The organism is Paenibacillus sp. MABNR03 (assembly GCF_050455445.1).
Taxonomy (GTDB): domain Bacteria; phylum Bacillota; class Bacilli; order Paenibacillales; family Paenibacillaceae; genus Paenibacillus; species Paenibacillus xylanilyticus.
Window position 1 is genome coordinate 522,987 of the sequence record NZ_JBCIYR010000001.1, and the last position, 25,996, is coordinate 548,982.

Below are 25,996 nucleotides of genomic sequence, written 5' to 3' on the forward strand. Positions count from 1 at the left end.
CTGATAAATGAATAGTCCAAAAGAAGCGTGATCCATATGGATTACGCTTCTTTTTTTGCCACATGAATCGAGCCCCATTTTAGAATAATTGAATCAAGATGAATCATATCGTCAAACAGCAAGATCATCTGTTAGCCGACGCGACAGCAGCAGTAGCTGCAGCGATAGCCGAGCGAATGTACCGGACAGAAGTTCGAAATGGTTCTATTCGTCTATATATTGTACCCGGAGCGAGTGGAATCGAATGATGTAAAATGCTGAAGTAAAGGCTGGGCGTAAATTCAGGCCGTTTATTTTGGCTCTCCTCTCCAATCTGCTATGATGGAACCAGAATCATGACAAGGACGGAGGGAGACCATGACCTATATTGCTGTATTGCCCTATTATAAAGTACAGAGAGAAGTGACGGGTCTCGCACAAGAGATAAAGTTGAATGAACGATCGATGATCCTGTACTCGGATAAAATTGTAACGAAGTATCGCGAGTTCAGTATTAAGGATGTGTTCGACATGTCCTTTCGAAGAATAGGGAATGAAGGTGGCTTCTTTTACCTCCATACGAGCACAGGAGTATATCCTTACATGGTAAAAATTGATCCCAAGCCATTCATTCAAAGTTATCGAAAAATGACCATTCAGAATTGGTCATGACTTGACCTTGCCGTTACGTGAAGGCATATCCTTTGGATCTGAGCTATTCAATTCAATCCAGAGGAGCTGTGAAACAAATGGGCATTTTGATTCAGCACGTGTTGATCTTAACGATGAAAGACGGAGAAGCCCCCTTCACGGGGGATATACGTATTGAAGGAGATCGGATTACCGAGATTGCGGGTCAACTTCTTAGCAAGCCGGGAGACGACAGTATAGATGGGAAAAACATGCTTGCCATGCCTGGCCTGATTAATGCCCATCAGCATTCACCGATGAGTTTGCTTCGCGGATTCTCCGATGACCTGAAGTTAATGGACTGGCTTGACCGCAAAATGCTGCCTGCCGAAGCAAGCATGACGCCTGAAGACATCTACTGGGGAGCTCAACTATCCATAGCCGAGATGATCCGTTCCGGAACCACAACTTACGCAGATATGTACATTCACATGAATGAAATTGCCGAAGCAGTAACCAAAACAGGCATCCGGGCATCACTTACACGTGGAATGGTGTTTATGGAGGATGATGGTGGCCGCAGGATGCAGGAAGCGATCGATCTCGTTCAGCGTTGGTCAGGCAAGGCAGATGGACGGATTACAACGATGTACGGCCCTCACTCGCCATATACCTGTCCTGTAGAGCCGTTGCGGGAAGTCATCAGCATGGCTGAGCAAGCGGATATTCCTCTTCATATCCATCTGGCTGAGACCAAGGAAGAGACCGTGAAGATTCGAGAACGATATGGCATGACACCAACGGAGTATCTGGAGGAAGCTGGCATGTTCGAGAGGGCTCATGTGCTGCTGGCCCATGGCGTTCACCTCAATCGCAGGGATATCGGGAGACTGAAGGGCATGCGTGGAGGCGTAGCCCACAATCCGGTCAGCAATCTGAAGCTGGGTTGCGGGATTGCTCCCATCATGGACATGATGGCACAGGGGATAAATATAGGACTCGGAACAGACGGGGCCGGAAGTGCCACGACAGTGGATATGTTCGAAGAGATCAAGTCTGCGACATGGCTGCAAAAACTGGATTACGGGGATCCAACTCGATTGCCGGCAAGGCAGGTTCTTCAGATGGCAACTCGTGGCAGTGCGGGTCTGCTTAACCTTCAGGATGATGTGGGTATGCTGGAAGCAGGGCGCAAGGCGGATCTGATTCTGATTGATCTGAAGAAACCGCATCTTCAGCCTGTACATGAGGTGGAATCGTTACTGGCATACAGCGTAAATGGTGCGGACGTAGACACAACGATAGTGAATGGGCAGGTACTGATGAAAGGCAGGAAACTGTTAACCATGGATGAAGACGAACTTTACCGTCAGGTGAAGGTTAGAGCGAAGCGCATTGTAGAGGGCATTTAGTAAGTTTTGCAATAATAGAGATATGAAAGCAGCTAGGAACTCAGGTTCTAAGCTGCTTTTTTTTGTATGATTAAGACAATTAGCAGCCTGGCTTTCCACTCTTCTATCTCATATTAAGAGAGATTTTTATATAATATTTTGTTTACCAGCAGATCATTTGATAAAATAGTAGAGACGTGAAAATGGATCAATGATGAAGAAAGTAGAATAGGGCATGGAATTGAGGTTTGGTCCTGCTTACTTGTTCTGCACGTCCATGTGAATATATGAACATAAGTATTGTGTTTAAATCCAATAAACGGCTTCCAATCTTCAATATATAGATCGAAATGTTTTTTTCCTCTATATACTGTGCCGGGAGCGAGTGAATCGAATATTGCAAACTACTGATATAAACAATTTATTTATTATATAAAAAGAATGGAGCCGTCCCATGAAATATCGCAATATGGAAGATTGCATTAACGATCTGGAGCAGCATGGACATTTGATTAGGGTAAAAGAAGAAGTGGACCCAGATCTCGAAATGGCAGCGATCCATATGAGAGTGCACGAGGCGAAAGGCCCGGCGCTGCTGTTTGAAAATGTGAAAGGTTCAAAGTTTCAGGCGGTATCCAATCTGTTTGGTACACTGGAACGCTGTAAATTCATGTTCCGAAACACCCTTGAAGGCGTGCAGCGCGTCATGGCCGTGAGGGATGATCCGATGAAGGCGCTCAAAACACCTCTGCAGCACATCAGCACAGGGCTTGCGGCCTGGCAGGCGCTTCCCAAACAGAAGTCGATCAGTCTGCCCGTATCTGCTCAGGAAATTCAAATCTCGGATCTGCCGCTGATCAAACATTGGCCTATGGATGGGGGAGCCTTTGTAACGCTGCCGCAGGTTTATTCGGAAGACCCGGATAAGCCGGGGATCATGAACTCCAATCTGGGCATGTACCGTGTCCAGCTGAGCGGCAATGATTATGCCATGAACGATGAAATTGGTTTGCACTATCAGATACATCGCGGGATTGGTATTCATCAGGCTAAGGCTGTCAAAAAAGGGGAGCCGCTAAAAGTCAGCATCTTTATCGGCGGGCCTCCGGCGCATACACTGTCTGCGGTTATGCCATTGCCAGAGGGTCTCAGCGAATTGACCTTCGCCGGTCTGCTCGCCGGACGACGTTTTCGCTATAGCTATAAGGATGGATACTGCATAAGCAATGATGCCGATTTTGTCATTACCGGAGATATTTATCCAGGTGAAACGAAACCGGAAGGGCCGTTTGGCGATCACCTGGGCTATTATAGCTTGACACATGAATTCCCGCTGATGAGAGTGCACAAAGTGTATGCGAAGCCCAATGCGATCTGGCCGTTTACTGTCGTGGGTCGTCCTCCGCAGGAGGATACGGCTTTTGGTGACCTGATTCATGAAATTACGGGCGATGCCATCAAACAGGAAATTCCGGGTGTCAAAGAAGTACACGCCGTAGATGCTGCAGGGGTGCATCCCCTGTTGTTTGCGATCGGAAGTGAGCGTTACACGCCTTATCAGACCGTGAAGCAGCCAACGGAATTGCTGACGATTGCCAATCGCATTCTGGGTACGGGGCAGCTCAGTCTGGCGAAGTATTTGTTTATTACAGCTGAAGATCAGCAGCCGCTGGACACCCACCGCGAAGTGGAATTCCTGACCTATATTCTGGAGCGCATGAATCTGCAGCGTGATATCCATTTTCATACGAATACAACAATCGATACGCTGGATTACTCGGGAACCGGATTGAATACCGGCAGTAAGGTGGTTTTTGCAGCCTATGGTGAGAAGCTTCGGGAGTTGTGTACGGAAGTGCCAGATGCCTTGAAAAACGTTCGTGGGTATTCGAATCCGCAGCTGATTATGCCAGGGATTGTCTCGATGCAAACAACAGCTTTCACGAGTTATGAAGAAACGGCACGTGAGATGGAGCAATTTACGGATATGCTGAAGGAACAAGGGGGGCTTGACTCCTGCCCAATGATCATCCTTTGCGATGATAGTTCTTTCCTGAGTGCGAACCTCAGTAATTTCTTATGGGCTACATTTACTCGAAGCAATCCATCCCATGACATGTATGGGGTAAACAGCAGCTACACGCATAAGCACTGGGGTTGTGACCAGATCATCATTGATGCCCGCGTGAAGCCGCATCAGGCGCCGCCGCTGATCCCGGATCCTTCGGTGGAAAAAAGCATTGAACGCCTATTTGTAAAGGGTGCCAGTCTGGCATCGGTCAAAATTTAGCTGCATTTGAGGAGCCCAAACGCTAAGTTTGGGCTTTTTAAATTTTCAACCCTCGGTGAAACATAACATCTGATGTTCCTTATTCTCCTAAACCGGGATTATTTTAGTCGTCTCAATGAGGATAAAGTCTTATTCGTTCGTATTTCCTTTTGTGATTAAGGTCATTAGAACTATGTATAAAAACAAGAAACAGTTCGATATAAAGAAGTAAAGGTATTTTTGGGACCCAAACCATCGGGTACTGTTACTATAATGAATTGTTCAGGGGGAATACCGATTGAGAATCCATATTATGAACCTGCAAGACGGAGACCGTCTGACTGCGGATACGTTTAGCGATGCGGGATTACACATTCTCGGAAAAGGGACTGTAATTAAAAGTGAGGATATTTCCTTGCTGATGCAGCACCGTGTGGATTATGTAGATATTGAATCACGTGAGGAAGAGATCACGGAAGCCGAATTTTTTGCCGCGGCGGCAAAATTTGCATCCGGTTTAAGCACGAAGGAAGAACCACCCGAAGAAGAAATGAAATCTCAATTTACACAGACTGTACATAATTACCAAAATGCCTTTCTGGAAGCACTCACCGTGGGCAAATTTAACGCAACCATGGTTGATGATGCGCTGCAGCCAATGGTGGATGGACTGGATGAGCAAAAGGATGTCGTGCATCTCCTGATGATGCTGGAACGGGATGATGTGAATAACTACACGCATTCCATTCAGGTTGGATTGTTGTCCTTCTATATTGCCAGCTGGCTCGGTTATTCTCAAAAAGAAAGCTACCAGATCAGCCGCGGCGGCTATCTGCATGATATTGGCAAATGCAGAGTGTCCCATCGGATTCGGAACAAGATGGAACCATTAACAGCGGATGAACAGCTGGAATTGCAGCGCCACACCATATACGGGCATGATATTATCAAGAGTTCCATGACGGATGAAGCCACGGCACTCGTAGCGCTTCAGCACCATGAACGTGAAGACGGCTCCGGTTATCCGATGCAAATTGATAAAAAAGAAATTCATCCTTACACGCAGATCGTGTCAGTGGCTGATGTGTACATCGGAATGAGATCCGGCAGTCACGGCGGCAGCAATCCGAACCTCATCAACAATCTGCGTGACATCTATGGGATGGGATTCGGCAAGTTGAATGAAAAGCCAGTCCAGGCGCTGATGCAGCATCTTCTTCCGAATTTTATTGGTAAACAAGTGCTTCTGAGCAATGGTGAGAAAGGCGTAATCATCATGAATAATACGTCGGATATCTTCAAGCCACTTGTTAAGGTCGAGTCCGAGCAGTATCGTGACTTGTCCAAAGAAAGAAGTATCGCAATCAATGAGCTGATTATCTAAGTTTGAATACGTTTAAATTTACAACGGGCCTCCTGCACATGTCAGGGGACCCGTTTTTTGATGAATTTCCTAAAGTGCATTGTTCTCCCTGCAGAGCAGGCGTATACTGGGGCACAGATCTCATTTTCCATATAGGAGCGATACACCTTGATTGAAGTCGTAACCGAAATGACGATACATGCCCCGATCGAAAAATGTTTTGATTATGCCCGGGACATTGATGTTCATACCCAGACGGTATGGAAGCATACAAGAGAACGGGCTGTATCAGGCGTAACGTCTGGAAAAATAGGCGCTGGGGACACCGTGACGTTTCAAGCAATCCATTTTGGTATCCGTCAGAAGCTGACTTCCCGGATTGTACATTACGAACGTCCACATGTTTTTGTGGATCAGATGGTAAAAGGGGCATTCCGAAGCATGCGCCATGAACATCACTTCCGCAAACTCGATGAGAAAACCACTTGTATGAGAGACACACTGAAATTTGAAGCACCACTCGGTGTATTGGGCTGGGCAGCCGAGCGACTTATATTAAAGAGATATATGTACGCTTTTCTCCTCAGCCGCAACACAAAGCTTAAAGCCCTGCTTGAACGATAGAACCGGTCTGAAAATATTCACAGAATAAGGAATGATAAGCGATGGAAAATGAATATTTTGTTGGTTGGGGTACCCTTGCATTAATTAATGCGGGACTTGCTCAGGGGAAAAACAGAAGTGGGCTTAACTGGTTCCTGATTTCCCTCTTGTGTGGTCCGCTTGCAACGTTGTTCATCGTTGTCTGTAATAAGTTGGACTAATCATTCAGTCTCCGTTATCTGGCTGAACGGATGTACATTGGAGTACTTCCCGCTGCCGGTAACTGTCGATTGCCCAGAATAGGAATGCGGCTGCACTCACCCCTGCACCTAACCAGCACACGCCAGTCCATCCGGCCCATGCATACATCAGGGTTGAGGCGATGGACCCGGCTGCACTGCCAATAGAGTAAAAAATCATGTAGGCAGCGGTGAGGCGGCTCTGTGCTTCAGGGCGAACGTTATAGATCAGGCTTTGATTGGTGACGTGGACTGCTTGCACAGCGAGGTCAAGAAGAATAACGCCAGCGATCAGAAACCACAGCGAGTGATGAACGTATCCGATCGGCAGCCAGGACAATAGGAGAAGCATGAGAGAGAAGCCGGTCGTTTTTTGCCCGAGTCCCCGATCAGCCAGCTTCCCGGCACGAGCAGCTGCCAGTGCGCCAGCGGCACCTGCTAGCCCAAAAGCGCCAATTGCTGTATGTGACAAAGAGAGTGGGGGTGCGCTGAGCGGGAGTACCATGGATGTCCATAATATGCTAAAAGCCGAAAATATCAATATGGCCAGCACCCCGCGGACTCGAAGTATAGGCATCTCCCGGTAGAGTTGGAATACCGAAATGAGCAACTGTACATAATTTAATTTCGTTCTTCTTTGCGGTTCATGCTTCGGTAAAAGAAGGAACAAGGCGACCATTCCAAGCAGCGTTAGTACTGCGGAGAAGAGGTAAACAGATCTCCACCCGATCCAATCGTTCATGGTGCCTGCAACGGTTCGGGCCAGCAAGATGCCGATCACGATTCCGCTGGTAACAAGCCCCACGATACGTCCCCGTTCCGAAGGGGAGGCGAGTGCTGCAGCAAATGCAACCAGGGATTGGGTATTAACAGCCAACAAACCGACGATTGCCATGCCCATGAACAGGATGGAGCTGGATGATGTGGTGCCTACCACGAGCAGGGCAAGTACAGAGAAGAACATTTGGACAATGATCAGTTTCCGGCGGTTAATCAGATCGCCTAGAGGAACGAGCAATAACAGTCCAAGGGCATAACAGACTTGGGTTACTGTGATGATCATGCCGATATGGGAATGGGAGATATGGAACTCCTCGGCGATGGTATCAAGGAGTGGCTGAGCATAATAAATGTTGGATACGGCAAGTCCGCTGCATAGGGCGAAGAGAACCGCTACAAGCTGTGACATACCGGGATGTGCTTTAGAAGATAGATCTGTCTGTGGAATGGGAGTGTTCATGTGAGTCACCTTCCTGATTGAGAATTTTTTATGTCTATAATGTACCGATCGGTATAATATGAGTCTGGAAAAACATACTTTAAGCTTGGGTGGAATGTCAACAACAAATTTTAAAGTATAATAGTATTAAGGTATTACGATGATGCGTATGGGCTTTTAGATTTGACATCGATATGGGTGGAAGCTAGGATATAGTATATTGATTGGTATATAAAAGGAGAAAAGCTATGGTGAGACAACGGGAATTTGATACCGACAAAGCGCTTGATGCAGCGATGCACATGTTTTGGGATAAAGGATTCGAAGCTACATCATTGACGGACTTGACCACAAGTATGGGCATTCAACGCCCCAGTTTGTATGCCGCCTTCGGCGACAAGAAGGCGTTGTTTGAGACGGTGCTGCGCAGGTATACCACACTGCATGCAGCTCAGATCCGATCAAGACTTCAACGAAAGAGCTCAGTAAAACAAGCTTTTCATGCGCTGTTTGAGCATATCGGGGCAGAAGGGGATGTGACCGATCCGCGTCATGGTTGTTTTTGCATCAATACGATGGTCGAACTGGCTCCTCACGATTCTAAATTCGCCGTCCTGACAAGAGAGCATCAGATGTATCTGGCTGTAATTTTTCAGGAGACGATCGAACGGGGGCAACGATCCGGAGAACTGTCTGGTAACTTGAATGCGAGTGCTGTCGCCAGGTCTTTGGTGATTTCCATGATCGGATTGACCGTGTTAATGAAATCAGGTCCGGATCGCTCATTTGTCGAGCAAAGTATTGAGGCTGCGATATCTCAGCTTGGGTGAGAAACATTATGATCAAGCCAATCGAGAGATTGGGGGGATGGTTTCATGCGGACCGTTCTCTGCCTTGCTTCAGTTGTATATGCTTCCGCATTGTTATGCGATAGGAAAATATAGATGAATGAGACAATATGTATAGTGAAACGTAAATGTAGTAACATCAAACATAAGGGGGAATAGCATGGCGCCAGCTTATTGGCGAATATATCTTATCGTCTTTTATGTCATAGGTGTATCGATAACAACTATAGGTAAAGTAAGTATTGTAATGTACAGTCTTATTCTATTTGGAATTTTAGCTCCAACGGCTATAGCAGCCTCTCTTTTTACCAATGATCATGCACAGCTGGATCAGTTTGTTAACAAAGTTCGCGGGTTGGCCAAGGTCATGGTTGCCGTTATTATTACGGCACTTCTTTTTAAGATTTTGATATAAATGTAGAGGCGGAACCTCATTTCCGGCTCTTTTTTATGTCTGAGGACATTGGGCAGACCGGCATCGAGTTGATACAATACAGGTAGGTGCAGGATATACCGTATATTGGAGGAGGAGGGTTACAGAATGCAGACAAAGCTGCGTTGTGCCATATTGGATGATTATCAGAATGTTGCCCTGTCGTCGGCTGATTGGATGCCAATCCTGGATCGGGTGGAGGTTCAAACCTTCAATAACTACATGGGATCGGAAGAAAAGGTGATTCAGGAGCTGCAGAATTATGACATTATTGTTCTAATGCGTGAGCGTACTCCATTTCCCGAATCGGTCATATCCGGGCTTCCCAATCTGAAGCTGCTGATTACAACCGGGATGCGAAATGCATCGATTGATCTGATGACTGCGGAACGACAAGGAGTCATTGTATGCGGAACAGAGGGCAGCTCTAATCCACCGACCGAACTGACTTGGGCACTTATTTTGGGATTATCCAGACAGCTGGTAACAGAAAATAATGCCCTGAAATCCAATCGCAACTGGCAGAGCACCATCGGCATGGACTTGCACGGGAAGACACTTGGACTCCTGGGTTTGGGGAAAATAGGTACTCGAATGGCCGGAATTGCCAAAGCATTTGGTATGAACGTCATGGCCTGGAGTCAGAATCTGACGCCAGGACAAGCCGGAGAGCACGGCGTAATCTGGTGTGAAACGAAGGAAGAGCTGCTGGAGCAAAGTGATATCGTTTCCATTCATTTGGTGCTAAGTGAACGCACTCGTCATCTGATTGGACAAGCCGAATTCCAGCGGATGAAAAGAACTGCGCTGCTGATTAATACGTCCCGTGCGGGCATTGTGGATCAGGGAGCCATGGTGGAAGCTTTGCAAAGCGGGCTGATTGCCGGCGCAGGGCTTGATGTTTACGAGCAAGAACCTCTTCCGGTAAATCATGTGATGCGGACCTTACCCAACGTACTGGCTACACCCCATTTGGGTTATGTGACCCAAGGAAATTACGAGATATATTTCAGTCATACGGTAGAGAACATCGATATGTTTCTGAAAGGAAGCCCGATCAGGCAGCTGGGAGCGAAGCAATAACGAGCAATGACGAGCCATCCAGAGGCCCGGACTGTTCCAATTGAAGCAATACACATAACAAACAAGGTGAACATCGAGCCGTGATTAGCGGCGGCAAGGACACCTTGTTTGTTTGCGTTGGTTCGTACTTACGATTACATGCTGTGCCCTCGAGACGAGGAACGAATCATGGCGACACTGGATTCCCGTACAATAAGTCTGGGTTCGAACTGAATATGCTCGTAGTCGGTAGAACTCATTTCGCGTATGCGTTTGAGCAGCAGTTCAGTCGCAAGTCTGGCGACTTCTTCTCCCATAATGGAGACCGAGCTGATCTGGGGGAACGAGACGGTAGTCCATTGGTTGTTATCCACTCCAACGACTGCGACATCTTCGGGTACACGTATACCAAGTTCTTTGAAGCGGTTAACCAATCCTATGGCTACCATGTCATTGATTGCATATACCGCATCCGGCATATGTGTCAGTCCGTGGAAATAATCCGCTGCATTGGCTCCGGTATTCAGGGAGAAATCTTCTCCAAAGTAAACAAGCGAGATATCGACATGCGGTAAGGCTTGTTCGTATGCGCGGTAACGCTCTTCAATAATGTCTTTGGGAGCTCCGGCATAGGCAATTCGTGTACGCCCGATCTTAATCAAATGTTCCATCACCAGTTTTCCCTCAGGTTGAGACAACGAGACGATATCTGCCTTCATACCGGGTTCAAGCTTTTTGCCATAATTAATCATGGAGATCGGGAGTGGGGCCTTATCGATTAATCCGGGCAGCGTTTTGGGATAGGCAAGTGGCATGAATACAAGCCCGTCCACATGCAGCTTTTTGATATTACGAATCGTTTCCAGCTCCGTGCGGGCATTACCCGCCGTATTAATCTGTACCACATGGTACCCGTGCTGTTTTGCCGTTTGCTCGACAGACCAGGAGATCTCTGGAATGATGGCATTCCGTATATCCGGTACGACCAGGGCAATCTGGTGTGTCTGGCGAATTTTGAGACTTTGTGCGGACGTGTTGGGGACAAAACCAAGCTCTTCAATGGCTTGCATGACCTTGTCCCTTGTTTTGCTGCTGATTCCTTCGGAATTGTTAATTGCCCTAGAGACGGTTGCAATGCCCACCCCCGCAAACTCTGCCACGTCCTTGATTGTAACCTTTTGATCCTTACTCACGTTTGGTTGACCTCACTTTATCGGAAACGATTCCGAATATATGTTAATTTCATGTTGTGTTCATGTCTATATTCTGATTATAACACTTCAGATAAACCAAATGCCCTAACCTTTCGTTCAAAATGGTGGAGCTGTGTAAAGTTCTCCCAAAGAAAACAGCTCTTAATCACGCTATTCCCTTGGAAAAAGCCAGTAGTTGAGTATTTTTCATGCTAGCATGTTTACCCATAAAATTCATGATTTCGACTTATTTATGGGAAAATGTGTTTGACAGACTATCTAAACTGTGACATATTTAACTACGGAAACGTTTCCGGTTATATTCAAACCTATGATCTGGGAGATGAAATGAATGAAAGCATTACGTTGGCATGGTGTTAAAGATTTGCGTCTCGAAAATATTGATGAACCCCGCCCTGCAGAGGGAAAAGTTAAAATAAAAGTGGAGTGGTGCGGAATTTGCGGTAGTGACCTGCATGAATACACAGCAGGACCCATTTTCATTCCGGCTCAAGCACCACATCCGCTAACAGGCGAACAAGCACCTGTGGTAATGGGGCATGAGTTCTCGGGGCAAGTGGTTGAAGTGGGTGAAGGCGTTACCCGTTTTCAAGCAGGAGATCGTGTTGTCGTAGAACCTATCTATGCATGTGGACATTGCGAAGCCTGCAAACAGGGAAAATACAATCTGTGCGACCAGATGGGATTCCTCGGTCTCGCTGGAGGAGGCGGAGGTTTCTCCGAATATGTAACGGCTGAAGAGTACATGGTGCATGCTATTCCTGATTCCATTTCTTATGAGCAAGGTGCCCTGGTTGAGCCTTCTGCGGTTGCTCTGCATGCTGTCCGCCAAAGCAAGCTGAAAGTGGGCGATACTGCAGCTGTATTTGGTGCAGGTCCTATCGGTCTGCTGGTCATTGAAGCGTTGAAAGCATCGGGTGCTTCCGATATTTATGTAGTGGAGTTGTCCGAGGAACGCAAAGCAAAAGCCGAAGAGCTTGGTGCCATCGTCATTGATCCTAAACAGTACAATGTAGTGGAAGAGATTCACAGACGCACGCAAGGCGGTGTTAACGTAGCTTATGAGGTAACAGGTGTTCCACCTGTGCTGCAGCAAGCGATCGACTCGACACGTATTGGCGGTGAGCTGATGATCGTCAGTATTTTCGAACAGGCAGCACCGATCCTGCCGAACTCCATTGTCATGAAAGAACGTACAGTGAATGGTATTATCGGTTACCGTGATGTATTCCCGGCTGTCATTAGTCTGATGGATAAAGGATTTTTCCCGGCAGACAAGCTGGTTACCAAACGCATTTCGCTGGATGAAGTGGTCGATCAAGGATTTGAAGCACTTCTGAAAGAGAAAAATCAGGTGAAAATTCTGGTCAAAGCTGAATAGCTAGAATTCAGAAACTTCTAACTTAATGAAAATAGTATATTTGGCTTGATATAAACTGCGTAGGCAGCTCATCTTCGGATGCAGCTGTCTATTTTTGTTGAAGCGGGCGGAATGTGTTGCATGCTTGTTTCATTTTACATAATATAAAAAGATACGATTTGTATCGTTGTTTTGAAAAGGCATTCAATATAAACGTTGAAGGAGGAAGCGGGCATGCATAATAACACGAAATGGGCAGCTGTTATTTTGACGATTGTTGCAGGTGTTGGCTGGATGGTTACAGGGAGTGCCAAGCCCAAAAACAATGACTCGACCGCACGAAAGCCCACTGTTGAACGGGCGATGGCGAACGTATCTAATGCTCCGATCACATCTGCTGATGTGACATCCAAATTGGAGCTGCTCGGTCGACCTTTTGCAAAAACGCCATACGCCAATAATGTGTGGGATATGCAGCTGTACAGAGGTAAAATCTATTTGGGTCATGGGAACAGCAGCAACATGGGGGTAGCACCCAACTCGGGCCCCATCCCGGTGGTTTATTACGATACAGCAGCTTCTTCGTTTAATAAACAGGCAGTTAGCAACAGCAACCCTGGCATTGTTCCATCGACCAAAATGGTAGTGGATGAGGAACAGATCGATATCTACAAAGTACTGGATGACAAGCTTTATATTCCGGGGAATGATTCGGACGGGGAGCATTGGAGTCTCGGTAACTTCTATCGGTTGGACGGGGATGTGTGGACAAAGTATCGCAATCTTCCGCTCGGTGTACACGTCTACGATCTGGCCCTGTTTCAGGGAAAAATGTTTGCGGCCATTGGAACAGAGGATAAGCCAACAGTGCTGATCTCCCATGATATGGGCGTGACCTGGAAGAAGTATGCGAACATTAATTCGTTTGGGCTGAGGGCTTATACGCTGTTTGAGCTGGGGGGCAAGCTGTATGCTTCAGGCATGATGTATCCTGCCAATAAAATCTGGAATGACAAAACGAACATTCTGGAGATTAACGCCAATCTCGAAAAGAGAGATGTGGTCATTTATGGCAATAAAATGCTGCCTGGATTAACCTATCAACAGGGGACAGTTCCGTATAATAAGATCGGGAAAAATGTTAATTTCGATAACAAGTTAGTTTATATCGCTGGCGGAGTATTCAATGATGGTCAGCTACTCCCTAAATCCTTGAATGTCATGACAGCCATTAATCAGGTAAGACGCGTGATTTTGCCAGATCCAAAGGCATTGCCAACCGACTTGCTTTTACGGGACGGTAAAGTATATGTACTCACGTACACGCTGCAAAACAAAAACTTGTATATCAACCGGGTGTATCAGACAACGGATCTGGTCACATGGCATGAAATTCTTCGGTTTAACCAGGATACGTATGCCAAATCATTTGAAGAGCATGAGGGAGATTTCTATTTCGGTCTGGGCACGGATCCGGACGTTGTTTCACCTTCATCAGGCAAGATACTCAGAGTTCATCGGAATGAAATTCCTGTGAATTCGGACTAAATGAAAGGAAGATGAGGGAATATATTATGCATCATTCATATTTTCGGTTCCGTGTAGGATGGTTGAGGATGCAAGTACAGAGCATGCGTTGTGCAGCAGAGTGATCCAAAATTGCTGCGGGGGTGCTCTATTTTTTTGCCTGTTTACATAGAAGCATAAACCGCTCTGGCGATGTTTGAAAATAAAATTTAGAAACTATAAAATAGAAAGGTAATTGGGTTCTGACATTCCAAAGAAAAAGGAGCTATAAACAAATGAGTATATCTTCAGCGTTGTTTACACCTTTCACTTCAGACAAGCTTACATTGTCCAATCGGATCGTCATGGCACCAATGACTCGCGGCTTCTCTCCAGAAGGCGTACCTGGACCGGAAGTTGCCGAATATTATCGACGCAGAGCAGCTGGTGGTGTAGGCCTTATTATCACGGAAGGTACAGGTATTAATCACCCTTCATCCGTAAGCGGTGAGAGCATCCCGTTATTCTATGGTGATGAATCACTTCAAGGCTGGTCGAATGTGGTCCAGGCTGTCCATGAGGCTGGTGGCAAAATCATGCCTCAACTGTGGCATGTGGGCACTGCCCGCCGTACTGGTGATCTTCCCCATGCAGAGGCGGAGCCGGTTAGCCCTTCGGGTATCAGCATGGCAGGGGAAGAGAACAAGGAACCGTTAACCGAAGAAGGGATCAAAGGCCTGGTACAAGCATTTGCACAAGCTGCAGCAGATGCCAAGCGAATCGGGTTTGATGGCATAGAATTGCATGGTGCTCATGGATATCTGATTGACCAGTTCTTCTGGGAGCACACCAATCGTCGCACAGACAAGTATGGTGGTGATTTGGCCGATCGTACACGTTTTGCAGTTGAGGTGATTGAAGCGTGCCGTGAGGCAGTTGGGCCGGATTTCCCGATTGTGCTTCGTTTCTCTCAATGGAAAATGGGCAATTACGATGCTCGTCTGGTAGAGACCCCGGAACAGCTGGAGCAATTTCTTGCACCACTGACTGCAGCGGGCGTAGATATTTTTCATTGCTCGACTCGTCGGTTCTGGCTGCCGGAATTTGAAGGATCTGAATTGAACCTTGCAGGCTGGACACAGAAGTTAAGTGGGAAACCTGCGATATCCGTTGGATCGGTAGGCCTTGAAGCGGAATTCGTCGACAGATCAACCGAGAATCAAGGAACAGGCGATGCCCATCTGGACCAATTGAATTCAATGCTCGAAAACAATGAATTTGATCTGATTGCACTGGGACGTGTACTCCTCAGTGACCCGGAATGGCCGGCAAAAGTACGGGAAGGACGCCAGGCAGAAATTATCCCTTTTACAACAGAAGTGTTGAAAACGTTGAGTTAAAAGCATTCCATTACAGACTTGATTTAAAACGATGCCAAATAAACGTGAAAATCGACAATAAACCTTAGGCCGCCGAAAGGCGGCTTTTTCCCGTCTCTATAATTACAATTTCAACACATGAAAAATTCACAATAATAAACCGATTCTCATCCGCTGTTACCATATCCCTCACCCATCGATCGCACACGCTCATTGTCATAACACCACGAAGTACCACACTACACCCCGATAAGCGAAACCTTTTTCTTAACTCAACTCCATTTTTGTCATCAGAGCAATGACTTTGAAAATAGTGTTGTGTATGTTAATGTTATGCCTGAACATGACAGTACACATTCCAACAAGATTTAGGAGGATGAACTTCCTTGTATTTGCGTAATGATCCTATAAGAAGTAAACGTAAATTTTCGCTGCCAATATTGTTCCTGCTTATAGGAATACTCTTGCTTCTAACGGCATGCGGACAGGCTTCGAAGCCCGATTCCACGGCAAATTCTTCTGCAGGTTCTAATACGGAACAACAATCTGCACCGGATAATAATGATGGTTCACTCACAACCGGAGAGGAAGAAAACAGCAATCAACAAAACAACACTCCGCCTGAGGAAGAGACTGATCCGGTTCAAGAACAGCTTGATCAGCTTACCTTGGATGAGAAGATTGGGCAGATGATTCTGGCTGGCGTTCAGGGAACGGCTTTGGATGAACAAGCCAAACAGATGATTGTGAACCAGAAGGTTGGAGGTATCATTTTCTATGCCAATAACGTAACGACTTTGCAGGGAACGGCGAAATTTGTCCAGTCCATAAAAGAGGAGAATCGTTCCAACCCTGTACCAATCTTCATGAGTGTGGATCAGGAAGGTGGCAAAGTCAGCCGAATGCCGGAAGCAGTGGAAAGCATCCCATCGAACGGCAAATTAGGTGCCACGAAAGACGCCGAGCTGGCAGAGACAATGGGGGAATTGCTGGCAAGGCAGATCAAGCTTGCAGGTTTTAATGTGGATTTTGCTCCCGTATTGGATGTCAATAGCAATCCGAACAACCCGGTAATTGGTGACCGATCCTTCGGCAGTTCGGCAGAATTGGTGTCTCGTCTCGGTATCGCAGAGATGAAAGGTTTGCGCAGCCAAGGCATCATCCCGGTTGTGAAGCATTTTCCCGGTCATGGTGATACTTCCGTGGATTCTCATCTGGATCTGCCAGTGGTGGACAAAACGGAGAAACAGCTGGCCGAGCTCGAGTGGATTCCATTTCAAGCCGCAGTGAAAGAGCATGCTGAAGCCGTCATGGTGGCTCACATTTTATTCCCGAAGCTTGATCCGGACCATCCTGCATCGTTATCGGATGTAATTATCGGTGAACATTTAAGAGACAAATTCAATTATGACGGTGTCGTCATTACCGATGATCTAAGCATGGGTGCCATCGCCAAAAATTTTAAACTGAATGAAGCCGCAATCGCGACGGTTCAGGCAGGAAGTGACATTCTGCTCGTGGCTCACAGCTATGAAAGTGCCAAAACCATTTTCGATACGTTGAAAGATGCAGTAAAGAAAGGCACAATTACCGAATCCCGAATCGATGAAAGCGTGTATCGTATTCTGACACTGAAGCAGTCGTACAAGCTGTCTGATGAACAACAAGCCTCAGGAGACCTGAAGCAATTAAACACAGACATTGTGGAATGGCGCAAACGGGTCAATGCCGAGTAGGACATCCTGTGGTATGATTTTGGATAAGAGAGAAGAACACTGCATTTCATGATTACAGGTTAGAGGTGAGACCCACATATGTATACCATTATGATCATCGAAGATGATCCCAAGATTGCAGGACTGCTGAAATCCCATATCGAGCGCTACGGGGACAAAGCCGTCTTGGTTGAGGATTTTGAAGGGGTTGTACAGCAGTTTGAGCGGATACAGCCTCATGTTGTTCTACTGGATATCAACTTGCCGAGCTACGACGGATTCTACTGGTGTCGCCAAATTCGTACGATGTCTACGTGTCCGATTCTGTTTATCTCGGCCCGAAGCGGAAAGATGGATCAGGTAATGGCGCTGGAGAACGGAGCAGATGACTATATTACGAAGCCGTTCGAACATGAGATTGTGATGGCCAAAATCAGAAGTCAGCTGCGACGTGTATATGGGGATTATGCTGCCCGCGACGAAGAGCGCAAAGTCGAACTGGACGGATTGACGGTTTATCTGGAAAGGCTGGAGATTCAGCTCGGTGATTGCAAAGTGCAGCTGACGAAAAAGGAAACGATTCTGCTTGAAACGTTACTGCGCCGCAGTCCCAAGCTGGTAAGCAGGGAGACAATCCTGGAGAAGCTGTGGGATGACTCCTTTGTTGATGACAACACACTCAGCGTCAATGTCACTCGAGTACGCAAGCGACTGGCCGAGCTTGGAATAACGGACGCACTGGAGACGGTGAGGGGTTCGGGTTACCGATTGAATGCGAACTGGAAAGCAGCATCGCCATCATGAAATTGTTTATGCGAGAGCACCTTGCCTTGACTTGCTGGGTGGTCGTCATCCTGCTTACCGTTGTCGCCGTGTTCTGGTATGACGGTTATGATCATTGGTTAACGGCTGTCTATGCCGTATCGTTAGGATTATTTTTATATGCAGGCTACTTGATTATCCGTTATTTGTCACACCGATCCTTTTACAGCCGAATGTCACAATCCATGAAATCACTAAATGAATTTGTCCCATTAAATGAGGCGGTTCCATTATCACTGGCACTGGAGAAGCTGCTTGATTCACAATATGGTCATTATCATGCACACTTGCATCGATTGGAACAGCGTCAACAGGAATATCTGACTTTTATGAACCAGTGGGTGCATCAAATGAAAACGCCCTTATCGGTGATTGAGCTAACCGTGCAGGATCAGGAGGACGATGATCCGCGGTTTAAGAGCATTCGGGAGGAAGCAGATCAGATGAGACGTGGATTGGAAACCGTGCTGTATGTGGCCCGTTTGGACACATTTGAACAGGACTTCAGCGTGGAACCCGTCACACTCAAGACTGCCGGTGAAGAGGCCATTCATGAACTGAAGCGTTTCTTCATTCGCAATCACGTTTATCCGGAAATACAGATGGATTCTTCGATCGTCGTTCAATCGGACGCCAAATGGATTCGCTTTGTCCTGGTGCAGCTCTTGTCCAATGCGATCAAATACTCCTCTGGTAGCGAGCAAAAGATATACGTGCGAGCTTATCAAGCGGAGAGGTCAATCGTTCTTGAAGTTCAGGATCAGGGTGTTGGCATTCCAAAGTCTGATCTAAGACGGGTATTCCAGCCTTTCTTCACCGGAGAGAACGGTCGTCATTTCAAGGAGTCAACCGGTATGGGGTTATACATTGTAAAGGAAGTCCTGACTCGGATGAATCACCGGATTGATCTGGAATCCGTGTATGGGGAAGGAACGACTGTCCGGATTACGTTTAATACCTGAGGCTGGATGGTGGCAGCAAGCAATTCGTAGCAATTCGTTTCATGAAGAAAAAAGATGGATATCAATTGACGTCTGTTTCCCCATATGAGGTAACGGCGTCTTTTTTGTTTTTCCAGTAACCAACCTTACAACATTGTCATGCAAGTGAAAGGTTAAGCCATAGGAGAACAGCCGAAACTTCAGGTAAACTGGGGTCAATAGGCAAAACAAGTGCCAATGAATTGATGTGCAGGTCAGGCTTGTCATATCGAATTATAAATGAAGGAGTTGTACATATGGAAATATGTTCGGTAAATCAGATCAGCAAGATTTATAAAGGAATCGTCTCGTATGAAGCACTATCGGGCATTGACCTCAGTATTCAGGAGGGGGAATTTGTTGGCATTATGGGACCATCCGGCAGCGGAAAAACGACTCTGCTGAACATGATCTCAACGATTGATCATCCGACATCAGGAGAACTGCGGATTGGCGGGAAAAATCCGTTTGAACTCAATCCGGATGAGCTCGCCCTTTTTCGGCGTAAAGAATTGGGATTTGTTTTTCAATCCTTTAATCTGCTAAATACCCTCACAGTCAAGGAGAACATCGTGCTGCCGCTTACACTCGACGGAACGCCACTGGGAGAGATGAACACACGTGTGGAACGGCTGGCGAGCAAACTCGGGATCGAGGGCATTCTGGACAAGCGGACGTATGAGATTTCTGGTGGCCAGGCTCAACGTACAGCCATTGCAAGGGCGCTGATTCATTCGCCCAAATTAATTTTGGCAGATGAGCCGACAGGCAACCTGGATTCGAAGGCGGCACGAGACGTGATGGAAATGCTGGAACGCCGTAATCAGGAGGATCGGACTACCATGCTGCTGGTGACGCATGATGCTGTTGCTGCGAGCTACTGCAGCCGGGTCGTCTTTATCAAGGATGGCAAACTCTACAATGAGATTCACTACGGCGATAACCGGGCTGCTTTTTATCAAAAAATTATCAATGTGTTATCCCTAATGGGAGGGTCAGGACATGAATTTTCGCCAGTTCGCCATTAATAATGTGGTTCGCAACAAACGGATTTATCTGGCTCACTTTCTGAGCAGCACGTTTTCCGTCATGATTTTCTTTACGTATGCATTGCTTTTGTTCCATCCGGACTTAAAAGAAGGATTAAAGGGTTCGAGTGGAACGGTTACTTTGCTTGCCAACCAGGGTTTTATGATTGCGGAAATGATTATATTCATCTTTTCATTCCTGTTTTTGCTCTACTCGGTAGGTTCATTTCTGAAGACGCGCAAAAAGGAATTCGGTATCTTTCTGATCATAGGGATGACTCGCAAACAGATGAACCGGCTCCTGTTTATGGAGAACATGTGTATCGGAATAGCGGCCATTATAGCGGGTATTGGTTTGGGGATGATCTTCGGGAAATTGATTCTGCTCATCTGCGGTTCGATGCTAGCTGTGGAGAACAGTCTCCGATTCTATTTTCCGCTGAAAGGAATTGCCCTGACCGCTGGTGCGTTTCTGCTGCTTTTTGGAGTTATTGCGCTGTGTTCCTCTCTGCTTATACGCAAAGGTACACTCATTGACCTTGTCAAATCCGAGGAAAAGCCGAAACCGGAACCGAAAGCATCTCGTTTGCTCGCTATACTTTCCGTAGTGCTCATTGGGGGAGGGTATGCTGGGGTATTCACTTTTGTGTGGGTAAACTTCTCATTTCCATTATTGCTGGGAAGTGTCGTTATGGTTATCGCGGGCACATATCTGCTGTTCACCCAGCTCAGTGTGTACGTCATTCGGGCACTCAAAAGCAATCCACGTTTGTTCTACCGCAAAACGAATCTGCTGTTCCTGTCCGAGCTCACCTATCGAATGAAAGATAATGCCGTCATGTTTTTTATGGTGAGTGTGATCTCGGCTTCTGCTTTTACGGGAATAGGCACCATGCTGGCAGTGGCAGACCCCGGGTTGTCGTCCATGACGAATCCATATGCATTCACATACACGAATTATTGGGATACACCGGAGGCAGAGGAGAATATCAGACAGATTGAAGAATCGCTAATAGAACATGAAGTTCCATATGTAAAAGGAAGCTACACCCCGCTGTATGAGAATAGTAATCGCTATATTATCAAATTGAGTGAATACAACCATTTGGCCAAGGCCCTTGGTTATGAAGAGCGGACGTTGGATAAGGAAAATGGGGCCTTCATGACCCCGGCGAATTTGACAGCACGCAAAGAGTTGCGTAAACAAGTGGAACAGGGATTCTCACCAACAATGGTCGATCTGGAAGTCGAACAATATCATCAACAGGTTCAGCTATCTCCTCCCGCTACCCAGATCGTTATCCCTAATGAAGGTAAAATGGACATTTACGTCGTTTCCGATGAATTGTTCGAAAAAATGAAACGAGCGTACAATGAGGTCATAGAGATGAGTGAGGACTTTTACTCCAACAAAATGACCCAATTTGTCGTCGAAGACTGGATGGGTACACGAGCCTTTGCCCCTGAACTGATTGATTCCATACAGAAGCAGCCCTTTACAAAAGGCTATTTCATGGTCAGCGCTCTCGTTGTGGATTGGCTGAATTCGAAACAAACCAATGGGATCATTTTGATTCTGAGCGGTCTGATCGGCATTGTGTTCTTCACCTTTGCGGCAAGCTTCACCTATTTTAGACTCTACGCGGATCTGGAAAGGGATGAGGCACAGTATCGCATGATCGGCAAGATGGGCCTAAGTCGTCCCGAACTTCGCAAAATCGTAACAAGACAGTTGCTCCTGATGTTTTTCCTGCCACTTCTGATTGCACTAATTCATAGCTCAGTCGCTTTTGTGGCACTGCAGCAGCTGGTCGATTTTTCGGTCGTGGGGCACAGCCTGCGTATTTTCTTGGTTTTTGCATCCATGCAGATCGTCTACTTTGCCCTTGTGCGCTGGCGGTATCTGCGTCACATGTATTCCAAATTAGTCTAAATCAGCACAGAAGAACAAACACCGGATGACTCGTTCGGTGTTTGTTGACTTTTCTGTCCAGGACACTGTACTATTTCATTAGATACAATTTGTATCATTACATAATTTCGTAAAACTGCAGATTTGTGAGTTATAGGAACAGTGGGCTTATGCCTGAGGGAGGACGTATAATGAGCATCACGATGTCTCGTGGACAAGCTTTCATACACCGATTGAATGATGAGCGAAATGTATGGCTGGATGGCAAGCGTGTCCAGGTAACCGAACATCCCGCCTTTCAGGGTACACTGCAAACGATAGAAAATTTGTTTAATTTGGCAGATGAACAGGATGCAAGAGATACGCTCACTTATTGGGATGAACAGACGGGAGGTTATGTACACCAGGCATTCCAGGTCCCTCTTTCTACTCAGGATATCAGCAGCAGGGCGGCAGCCTTTCGGCTCTGGTCAGAGCGGACCTATGGGGTGATGAGCAGACTGTCTGACTATGCTCGGTCCCGCCTTACCGGATGGTATGCTACGAGAGACGATATGGCTTCACATGATCCCATGTATGCAGACAAAATAACAGCCTATTATCAGGAAGCTAAACGAAAAGATGCATTTCTGACGATCGTCCAGCGTGACCCACAGATTAATCGTTCCCTGCCTGTTGGGGAAGATGAAGATGCCATGCTGCGGATTGTAAGAACCAACTCGGAAGGCATTGTCATTCGGGGCGCCAAAATGGTGGCTACGGCAGCTCCATATGCAGATGATATCATTGCGTATCCGATCCAGCGGATTCCTGGACATCGGCCGGAACTCGCCCATATGGTCATTGTTGCGGTAGGGAGTCCGGGGTTGCATCTGGTATGCCGGGAATCTTTTGCGGCTTCCCCATCTGATTTTGCTCACCCGCTCAGTGCGCGGTATGATGAGATGGATGCTGTGTTGTTTTTCGACGACGTATTGGTCCCTTGGGAACGTGTACTGCTGCACAACAACCCGGAGGCCGTTTGGCAGATCCGCTGCAACACAGCCTCGTCCAGTCTGGCCTACCATCAGAGCATTATTCGATTGCATTCCAAACTGGAATTCATCACCGCAGTCACTTCGGCAATTGCCAAGGAGATTGGGGTGGATTCTTTCCTGAATGTCCAGGAACAATTGGGTGAGATGATCAGCCAGATGCAGACGATCGAGGGTTTAATTATTGCTTCTGAGGTTCAGGCGAAGCCAGATTCATATGGTAACTGGCTGCCGTCATTCAAATACATTGATACAGCACGTAATTTGGGGAGTCGATATTATCCGCGAGCGGTCGAAATTTTGAAAACCATTGCTGCAGGTGGATTGATTCAGATTCCTTCAGGCCAATTCGGCCAGGATGAATCGGTAGGGACATTGATGTCCAAATACCTTGGTGGAGTAACAATGCAAGCTCCTGAGAAAATTCGTTTGTTTCAACTTGCCTGGGATCTGACCGGGAGTTCCCTCGGAGCCAGACACGATCTATACGAGCGGTACTATGCAGGTGATCCGGCACGCAACCGTGCAAGCCAGTATGTGCAGCATGACAAGGAGTATTTGAATAAAAAGGTTAAACCGTGGCTTCATATGAAATAACAGCTTAAGCACTACAACCATGTAATTTTTGATGGAATCAAGTCCCGGCCCCTGCCTGGGCTTTTTATTTAGGTTATCTTTAGAATTGATTTAGGTTCATTTAAGAGACGTAGTATATAGTAGTAGCATGCATGTAAAAGAATACACAGCCGATGATAGAGGAATGAAGAAATGAGAGGAATAACATGAGATACACCGTACTGATCGCAGATGATGAACCGGAAATTGTGGAATTGCTTCAATTGTACCTGGAGAAGGACTATGACATAAGGACCGCCGCAAATGGAGCGGAAGCATTACAATGCATTCGTTCTGTCCCCATTGACCTGGTGATTTTGGATATCATGATGCCTGTGATGGATGGTCTCCAATTAATTAAACAAATCAGGGCAACCCATCATATGCCTGTTCTGTTTTTATCCGCCAAAAGCCAGGACCACGACAAAATACTCGGACTTGGACTTGGTGCGGACGATTATATTTCCAAGCCGTTTAATCCACTCGAGATTGTTGCCCGTGTGGAAGCCTTATTAAGACGTGTGAATCAATTTGATGCTCCTGAGTTTACTGTGCCTAAAGAGACGAATCTGGTTCTTGGTGAACTCATGCTGGATCGCTCCAAATGTGTACTTTTCCGATCAGGCAAACCTGTCACCCTGACCTCTACGGAATATAAAATTGTGGATCTGCTGCTGGAGCAGCCGGGCCGGGTATTTACCCGCAAGAAAATATACGAGGCGGTATGGGGAGATTACTATGCGCATGAGGATAGCACCATCATGGTACACATTAGCAATATTCGGGAGAAGATTGAACGCGACTCCAGACAACCGGAATACCTAAAAACGATAAGGGGACTGGGATACAAAATTGAAGCGCCAACGGAAAGCTAGAGAAAAGCGACTTTTGCAAACCTCCCTGACACTGGATTTCCTGCTGTTCAACTTCTTTTTGCTGCTTCTTGTCTTGATTGTCTACCTTATGGTTTCACTGGATGTCGTGGATTTTCGTATTTCGGACCAGGTCGTTGACCCTGATCTTAACGTGGAGGCGCATGTCTATGCAGCCGAATTGAATAAGGGGCGAGAAGATGACTCCACAAGCACTGAAATACAGCGGCTGATGGACAGCGGAGGCTGGATTGAGATTCTGGATGAAGATCGATCGGTCATTCGCCGGATCGGCGATAAGCAGGATGCGGTTATCCATTACAGTGAGTCGGAGCTGTATGCGGGATTGGAGAATCGAAGTGATCAACCTTTTTATTACTCGATTTCTCAATATGCTGCAGAGGGAGATGCACAGTATGTATTGCTGAAGATTCCCCGTGATCTGGTCAGTATCCGTATTAATGAAAATCAGCTGATTACCAACCTAAAGCATCCATTGTCATTTTATATCATGATCGGAATTGGCTTCGTTCTGCTGCTGATATTCGTATACAGCTACTGGGTTGCGCGTCGAATCAAAAAACCACTGAGTATTTTGTCCCAAGGTCTTACACAGATGATTCAAGGGAATTACAGCACACGTCTGTCGATCTCGGCGGAGAAGGAATTCGTCCAGATTGGCGAAACATTTAATTATATGGCAGATGTCATCGAGAACACCTCGGCAGAGAAGCGTTACGCGGAGGAAAGCAAGCAGCGGCTGATCGTCGATCTGTCCCATGATTTAAAAACGCCAATTACCTCCATTCAGGGATACGCCCAGGCTCTCGTGGAGGGACGGGGAGAAAACAAGGAAAGGCAGCAGCGTTATCTGGGATACATTTATAACAAGTCCGTTCAGGTTGCACGCATGATACAGAATATGCTCGAGCTGCTGAAGGTGGATTCTCCCGATTATCACATGCAGATTCAAAAGAGGGAGATTGGGGAATTCGTGCGTGAAGTCATGGCCGATACATATGGGGAGATTGAACAAAAGCATTTTGTACTTCATATGCTCGTGCCTGACCAGGAGATTTACGCCAGATATGATCCCGAATTGTTATCGAGAGTGATTCAAAACCTGATTACCAATGCCCTCTCCTACAATCCGCAGGGAACAGAGCTGCGCGTGGAGTTGATTCCGCTGGATACGCATGTGGTTATTGAGGTTGCAGATACGGGTGTGGGCATACCCCAGGAATTGTGGAGCACCATTTTTGATCCATTTGTACGAGGGGATGAAGCGCGAACCGGTACGGGCGGAACTGGACTCGGACTCGCGATTGCCCGGCGAAATACAGAGAAGATGGGCGGACGCCTGATCCTGTCCCGGCGCGGTAAAGAAACAACCGTGTTTACCATTCAAATTCCAAACGGATAAGTTGAATGTACATGTAAGTTTGTTCTGACCGGGCAGTGCTTTAGCGTTAGTGTATGGGTTCAACTTATATCGATCCAAAAAAGAGAAGGCTATGTGGAGG

At 46.7% G+C, this 25,996-nt stretch carries 22 protein-coding genes; 20 read left to right on the top strand and 2 right to left on the bottom strand.

Features of this window, described 5'->3' with window-relative positions:
• Nucleotides 1-98 precede the first annotated feature (98 nt).
• The 6 genes from AAIH57_RS02295 to AAIH57_RS02320 all read left to right on the top strand — a co-directional run bounded on the left by AAIH57_RS02295 (nucleotide 99) and on the right by AAIH57_RS02320 (nucleotide 6,256).
• Complete coding sequence (locus AAIH57_RS02295; protein WP_430020399.1) at nucleotides 99-248, top strand: hypothetical protein; 150 nt, start codon at nucleotides 99-101, stop codon at nucleotides 246-248.
• A 109-nt stretch (nucleotides 249-357) separates the two neighbouring features.
• Nucleotides 358-651 carry a hypothetical protein gene (locus AAIH57_RS02300; protein ID WP_175396292.1) on the top strand — a complete coding sequence of 98 codons (294 nt, stop codon included), beginning with the start codon at nucleotides 358-360 and terminating at the stop codon, nucleotides 649-651.
• 77 nt (nucleotides 652-728) lie between these two features.
• Nucleotides 729-2,021 (top strand): amidohydrolase, encoded by a 1,293-nt coding sequence (locus AAIH57_RS02305; protein WP_430020400.1) that lies wholly within the window; start codon nucleotides 729-731, stop codon nucleotides 2,019-2,021.
• A 433-nt stretch (nucleotides 2,022-2,454) separates the two neighbouring features.
• Nucleotides 2,455-4,290 carry a UbiD family decarboxylase gene (locus AAIH57_RS02310; protein WP_175396294.1) on the top strand — a complete coding sequence of 612 codons (1,836 nt, stop codon included), beginning with the start codon at nucleotides 2,455-2,457 and terminating at the stop codon, nucleotides 4,288-4,290.
• 277 nt (nucleotides 4,291-4,567) lie between these two features.
• On the top strand, nucleotides 4,568-5,653 hold the full coding sequence (locus AAIH57_RS02315) for an HD-GYP domain-containing protein (protein ID WP_430020401.1): 1,086 nt from the start codon (nucleotides 4,568-4,570) through the stop codon (nucleotides 5,651-5,653).
• Between the two features lie 147 nt (nucleotides 5,654-5,800).
• A complete protein-coding gene (locus tag AAIH57_RS02320; RefSeq protein ID WP_430020402.1) occupies nucleotides 5,801-6,256 on the top strand; it encodes an SRPBCC family protein in 456 nt (151 codons plus the stop codon).
• A 204-nt stretch (nucleotides 6,257-6,460) separates the two neighbouring features.
• Here the strand turns inward: AAIH57_RS02320 and AAIH57_RS02325 are convergent, their stop codons facing one another.
• Nucleotides 6,461-7,714, bottom strand: a complete 1,254-nt coding sequence (locus tag AAIH57_RS02325; protein WP_430020403.1) for an MFS transporter — start codon at nucleotides 7,712-7,714, stop codon at nucleotides 6,461-6,463.
• 227 nt (nucleotides 7,715-7,941) lie between these two features.
• On the opposite strand from AAIH57_RS02325, the gene AAIH57_RS02330 reads away from it, so the two are divergent.
• The 3 genes from AAIH57_RS02330 to AAIH57_RS02340 all read left to right on the top strand — a co-directional run bounded on the left by AAIH57_RS02330 (nucleotide 7,942) and on the right by AAIH57_RS02340 (nucleotide 10,057).
• Complete coding sequence (locus AAIH57_RS02330) at nucleotides 7,942-8,523, top strand: TetR/AcrR family transcriptional regulator (protein WP_430020404.1); 582 nt, start codon at nucleotides 7,942-7,944, stop codon at nucleotides 8,521-8,523.
• Between the two features lie 178 nt (nucleotides 8,524-8,701).
• Nucleotides 8,702-8,956: a hypothetical protein gene (locus tag AAIH57_RS02335; protein WP_175396300.1), complete on the top strand. Its 255-nt coding sequence runs from the start codon at nucleotides 8,702-8,704 to the stop codon at nucleotides 8,954-8,956.
• 126 nt (nucleotides 8,957-9,082) lie between these two features.
• On the top strand, nucleotides 9,083-10,057 hold the full coding sequence (locus AAIH57_RS02340; RefSeq protein ID WP_175396301.1) for a D-2-hydroxyacid dehydrogenase family protein: 975 nt from the start codon (nucleotides 9,083-9,085) through the stop codon (nucleotides 10,055-10,057).
• Nucleotides 10,058-10,191: 134 nt separating this feature from the next.
• On the opposite strand, the gene AAIH57_RS02345 is transcribed toward AAIH57_RS02340, so the two are convergent.
• Entirely contained in the window at nucleotides 10,192-11,229 is a 1,038-nt protein-coding gene (locus AAIH57_RS02345; RefSeq protein WP_430020405.1) for a LacI family DNA-binding transcriptional regulator, read from the bottom strand.
• 352 nt (nucleotides 11,230-11,581) lie between these two features.
• On the opposite strand from AAIH57_RS02345, the gene AAIH57_RS02350 reads away from it, so the two are divergent.
• From AAIH57_RS02350 to AAIH57_RS02400, 11 genes are all read left to right on the top strand, one after another.
• Nucleotides 11,582-12,631, top strand: a complete 1,050-nt coding sequence (locus tag AAIH57_RS02350; protein ID WP_430020406.1) for a 2,3-butanediol dehydrogenase — start codon at nucleotides 11,582-11,584, stop codon at nucleotides 12,629-12,631.
• A gap of 213 nt (nucleotides 12,632-12,844) precedes the next feature.
• Nucleotides 12,845-14,158, top strand: a complete 1,314-nt coding sequence (locus AAIH57_RS02355; RefSeq protein ID WP_430020407.1) for a hypothetical protein — start codon at nucleotides 12,845-12,847, stop codon at nucleotides 14,156-14,158.
• A 254-nt stretch (nucleotides 14,159-14,412) separates the two neighbouring features.
• On the top strand, nucleotides 14,413-15,516 hold the full coding sequence (locus tag AAIH57_RS02360; protein WP_430020408.1) for an NADH:flavin oxidoreductase: 1,104 nt from the start codon (nucleotides 14,413-14,415) through the stop codon (nucleotides 15,514-15,516).
• 365 nt (nucleotides 15,517-15,881) lie between these two features.
• A complete protein-coding gene (gene nagZ, locus AAIH57_RS02365) occupies nucleotides 15,882-17,231 on the top strand; it encodes a beta-N-acetylhexosaminidase (protein WP_430020409.1) in 1,350 nt (449 codons plus the stop codon).
• A 78-nt stretch (nucleotides 17,232-17,309) separates the two neighbouring features.
• A complete protein-coding gene (locus AAIH57_RS02370; protein ID WP_175396306.1) occupies nucleotides 17,310-18,014 on the top strand; it encodes a response regulator transcription factor in 705 nt (234 codons plus the stop codon).
• Nucleotides 18,011-18,994: a sensor histidine kinase gene (locus tag AAIH57_RS02375; RefSeq protein WP_430020410.1), complete on the top strand. Its 984-nt coding sequence runs from the start codon at nucleotides 18,011-18,013 to the stop codon at nucleotides 18,992-18,994. The genes AAIH57_RS02370 and AAIH57_RS02375 overlap by 4 nt, the downstream gene beginning before the upstream one ends.
• 275 nt (nucleotides 18,995-19,269) lie before the next feature.
• Nucleotides 19,270-20,040: an ABC transporter ATP-binding protein gene (locus AAIH57_RS02380; protein WP_175396308.1), complete on the top strand. Its 771-nt coding sequence runs from the start codon at nucleotides 19,270-19,272 to the stop codon at nucleotides 20,038-20,040.
• Complete coding sequence (locus tag AAIH57_RS02385) at nucleotides 20,015-21,973, top strand: ABC transporter permease (RefSeq protein WP_430020411.1); 1,959 nt, start codon at nucleotides 20,015-20,017, stop codon at nucleotides 21,971-21,973. The genes AAIH57_RS02380 and AAIH57_RS02385 overlap by 26 nt, the downstream gene beginning before the upstream one ends.
• Nucleotides 21,974-22,143: 170 nt before the next feature.
• Nucleotides 22,144-23,583: a 4-hydroxyphenylacetate 3-hydroxylase family protein gene (locus AAIH57_RS02390; RefSeq protein ID WP_430020412.1), complete on the top strand. Its 1,440-nt coding sequence runs from the start codon at nucleotides 22,144-22,146 to the stop codon at nucleotides 23,581-23,583.
• A 185-nt stretch (nucleotides 23,584-23,768) separates the two neighbouring features.
• Entirely contained in the window at nucleotides 23,769-24,476 is a 708-nt protein-coding gene (locus AAIH57_RS02395; protein ID WP_175396311.1) for a response regulator transcription factor, read from the top strand.
• The gene (locus tag AAIH57_RS02400; RefSeq protein WP_430020413.1) at nucleotides 24,454-25,896 is read left to right on the top strand and encodes an ATP-binding protein; all 1,443 of its coding nucleotides are present in this window, start codon (nucleotides 24,454-24,456) and stop codon (nucleotides 25,894-25,896) included. Before AAIH57_RS02395 ends, AAIH57_RS02400 begins: the two co-directional genes overlap by 23 nt.
• Nucleotides 25,897-25,996 lie beyond the last annotated feature (100 nt).

Coding starts and splice junctions, on each gene's coding strand:
- AAIH57_RS02360 (WP_430020408.1), top strand. CDS start 14,413: ATGAGTATATCTTCAGCGTTGTTTACACCTTTCACTTCAGACAAGCTT.
- AAIH57_RS02335 (WP_175396300.1), top strand. CDS start 8,702: ATGGCGCCAGCTTATTGGCGAATATATCTTATCGTCTTTTATGTCATA.
- AAIH57_RS02385 (WP_430020411.1), top strand. CDS start 20,015: ATGAATTTTCGCCAGTTCGCCATTAATAATGTGGTTCGCAACAAACGG.
- AAIH57_RS02395 (WP_175396311.1), top strand. CDS start 23,769: ATGAGATACACCGTACTGATCGCAGATGATGAACCGGAAATTGTGGAA.
- AAIH57_RS02325 (WP_430020403.1), bottom strand. CDS start 7,714: ATGAACACTCCCATTCCACAGACAGATCTATCTTCTAAAGCACATCCC.
- AAIH57_RS02295 (WP_430020399.1), top strand. CDS start 99: ATGAATCATATCGTCAAACAGCAAGATCATCTGTTAGCCGACGCGACA.
- AAIH57_RS02390 (WP_430020412.1), top strand. CDS start 22,144: ATGAGCATCACGATGTCTCGTGGACAAGCTTTCATACACCGATTGAAT.
- AAIH57_RS02355 (WP_430020407.1), top strand. CDS start 12,845: ATGCATAATAACACGAAATGGGCAGCTGTTATTTTGACGATTGTTGCA.
- AAIH57_RS02300 (WP_175396292.1), top strand. CDS start 358: ATGACCTATATTGCTGTATTGCCCTATTATAAAGTACAGAGAGAAGTG.
- AAIH57_RS02340 (WP_175396301.1), top strand. CDS start 9,083: ATGCAGACAAAGCTGCGTTGTGCCATATTGGATGATTATCAGAATGTT.
- AAIH57_RS02305 (WP_430020400.1), top strand. CDS start 729: ATGGGCATTTTGATTCAGCACGTGTTGATCTTAACGATGAAAGACGGA.
- AAIH57_RS02380 (WP_175396308.1), top strand. CDS start 19,270: ATGGAAATATGTTCGGTAAATCAGATCAGCAAGATTTATAAAGGAATC.
- AAIH57_RS02370 (WP_175396306.1), top strand. CDS start 17,310: ATGTATACCATTATGATCATCGAAGATGATCCCAAGATTGCAGGACTG.
- AAIH57_RS02330 (WP_430020404.1), top strand. CDS start 7,942: ATGGTGAGACAACGGGAATTTGATACCGACAAAGCGCTTGATGCAGCG.
- AAIH57_RS02350 (WP_430020406.1), top strand. CDS start 11,582: ATGAAAGCATTACGTTGGCATGGTGTTAAAGATTTGCGTCTCGAAAAT.
- AAIH57_RS02310 (WP_175396294.1), top strand. CDS start 2,455: ATGAAATATCGCAATATGGAAGATTGCATTAACGATCTGGAGCAGCAT.
- AAIH57_RS02375 (WP_430020410.1), top strand. CDS start 18,011: ATGAAATTGTTTATGCGAGAGCACCTTGCCTTGACTTGCTGGGTGGTC.